The organism is Rhodococcus sp. EPR-134 (genome assembly GCF_001647205.1).
GTDB lineage: Bacteria > Actinomycetota > Actinomycetes > Mycobacteriales > Mycobacteriaceae > Rhodococcus_F > Rhodococcus_F qingshengii.
The window spans coordinates 1-2,535 of the sequence record NZ_LVCT01000310.1 but is presented as its reverse complement, the minus strand read 5'-3'; the positions used below and the strand labels follow the sequence as shown (position 1 = coordinate 2,535).

Sequence of the window (2,535 nt, the reverse complement as noted above, 5' to 3'; positions counted from 1 at the left end):
GAGATCGTCGAACGCTCGGGAGCTCCCCGCGGGTCGGTGTACCACTACTTTCCCGAGGGCAAAGGACAGCTGGCCGGCGAAGCAGTTGCCTACTTCGGCCGGGGCGTCAGTGCCGCCATCAGTTCGATGATCGCTCAGTCTTCCCCACCGGAGATCATCGACGCGGTTGTCACGATATTTCGAAACAGCTTGGTAGAGAGCGATTTCACCTCCTCCTGTCCGGTCGCAGCCGCGGCAGTGGAGGGCGCGTCGACGCCGGCGGCATTAACTGCTGCGGGCGAATCCTTCACCTCGTGGGAATCGCTTCTCACATCGTTCTTCTGGCAGCAGGGACAGCCGTCCGAGACTGCAGCACAATGGGCAACCGTCGTGATCGCGTCAATCGAAGGCGCGACGCTGATGGCAAAAGCTCAGCACACCACGGCGCCTCTCGATCGCATCGGCGCTCACCTCAAGGCTCTGGTCTCGGCCCCGAGCTGACCAACCCTCTTTCTTCCAACCGCTGCTGCCGTCCGCGCAGGAGCAGAGATGGCGTACAAACATGTCTCACACACTTGCACCGGCGCCCTCGGCGCCCATGATGACCAAGTCACGTCGATTCACTGCGCTGATCTTCATCTGCCTCGCCGAACTCCTTGTCGTGCTGGACAACACAGTGGTCAACGTCGCACTGCCGACGATGAGCGTCGACTTGTTCGCCAGCGTCAGCGACCTGCAATGGATCGTCGACGCGTACACGTTGACCTTCGCCGGGTTCCTACTCACTTTCGGCCACCTGGGTGACCGCTTCGGACGCCGCCGAGTGATGATCATCGGCTTGATCGGCGTCGGTGCGATGTCGCTCGTCGGCGCTTTGGCTTCCAACCTCGAACAGGTGATCATGGCGCGAGCCGCCATGGGTGTCTTTGCCGCAGCTGTCTTTCCGGCTACGTTGGCCATGATCACCAACATCTTCACCGACGCCAGAGAACGAGCCATCGCCATCGCGGCCTGGACCGCAATGGCCGGCTTCGCGATTGCCATCGGCCCGACTGCGGGCGGCTGGCTTCTCGAGCACTTCTCCTGGCACTCGGTGTTCTGGATGAACGTTCCGGCAGCATTGTTGGTCATCGTGGGTGTGCTGCTGGTTGTTCCGGAATCGAAGGCGCTCCACGTCGGCCGATTCGATTTCGTCGGAACAATCTTGTCGCTACTCGGCATCGTCATTCTGGTGTGGACCATCATCGACGCACCACATCGCGGATGGGTGTCGACATTCAGCATCACGGGATACCTCTCTGCGACAGTGTTGTTGGCCGCATTCGTCGCATGGGAATTGCGCACCGACGCGCCGATCCTGAACATGAATCTCTTCCGAATCCGGCGGTTTTCTTTCCCCGCCTTGGCTATTGCTGTCAGCTACTTCAGCATGTTCGGATTCTTGTTCCTGATCACGCAGTACTTCCAGGGCGTTCGGGAGTACTCGCCGCTCGAATTCGGCATCCACTCTTTGCCTTTCGCTGCAGCTGTCGCCGTGGGCGCCCCAGTCGCCACCTTGGCGGCACAGAAACTCGGCACGACTGCAGTGATGGTGTTCGGCCTCCTGGTACTCAGCGGCGGGATGTTCCTGGCGGGTCGGACGACCGTCGAGACGCCCTACCTCGGACCCGTCGTGATCTCGATGGTCCTCATGGGTCTGGGCCTCGCAATTGTCCAGGGACCGGCGACCGACTCCATCATGTCCTCGGTGCCCCTCGACGAAGCGGGCGCAGGTTCGGCAGTCAACGACACGACGCGTGAGCTCGGCGGGACCCTGGGCGTCGCCGTCATCGGTTCGATCGTCGCCTCGTACTACACGTCCAAGGTGGCTCCGATCGTCGACGCCATTCCCGACGCCGTGATGTCGGCGCAGGAGAAAGGCTTCGCTCGTGAGTCCGTGCTCAGCGTCATCGAAATCCGCTCCCGCGACATCAGTCCGCTCTTCGAGCAGCAGAAGGACAGTCTGATCTACACGATGAAGACCGCATGCCTGGAAGGTTTCGCCATCGCGTCGTACTTCACGGTCGGAGCAGCATTGATCACCGCTCTGCTGGTCGCGTTGTTGCTCCCTTGGAAGCCGGTCACGGAAGGCTCCATTCTCGGCAGTCTGACAACCAAGACCCCGAAGTAGCTACAAGGTTTCCCGATTTGTCCCAATATCAGCCCGCCGTTCCCCGATACTGGATTGACCGAGTGGTACCGACGACAACCCTGCTAGGGAGAATCTCGTGTCCATCACCAGTAGAAACAGCTCGCGACTGTCGGCAGCGGCGGTTCCGGTAGTACTGACGGTCGCCCTGCTCGCCGGATGCTCGTCCGATTCAGACACCACCTCGGCGCCCGGGCCGGTCGTCAGCGACGCCAGCCCGGGTCTCGACGCCGGGGTGCCGATCCCGGACGGGCAAATCGACGACGCGGTCGGGAAGCTCGACGGCCTCGCGAACGACCTCTTGGCAAGTTCCGGTGTTCCCGGCATGGCGGTGGCCGTGGTGCACGGAGGTAAGACTGTGTACGCAA

The 2,535-nt window shown here is 61.7% G+C and carries 2 protein-coding genes and 1 pseudogene; all 3 read left to right on the top strand.

The annotated features are described in order from the left end of the window. Window positions 1-480 (top strand): TetR/AcrR family transcriptional regulator (locus A2J01_RS14140; protein ID WP_082900867.1); only part of this gene is annotated, 480 nt, incomplete at its 5' end. Window positions 481-577: 97 nt separating this feature from the next. Next, entirely contained in the window at window positions 578-2,149 is a 1,572-nt protein-coding gene (locus A2J01_RS14135; RefSeq protein WP_047270321.1) for an MFS transporter, read from the top strand. Between the two features lie 97 nt (window positions 2,150-2,246). Further along, window positions 2,247-2,535: pseudogene (locus A2J01_RS14130) on the top strand (serine hydrolase); the annotation flags it as partial.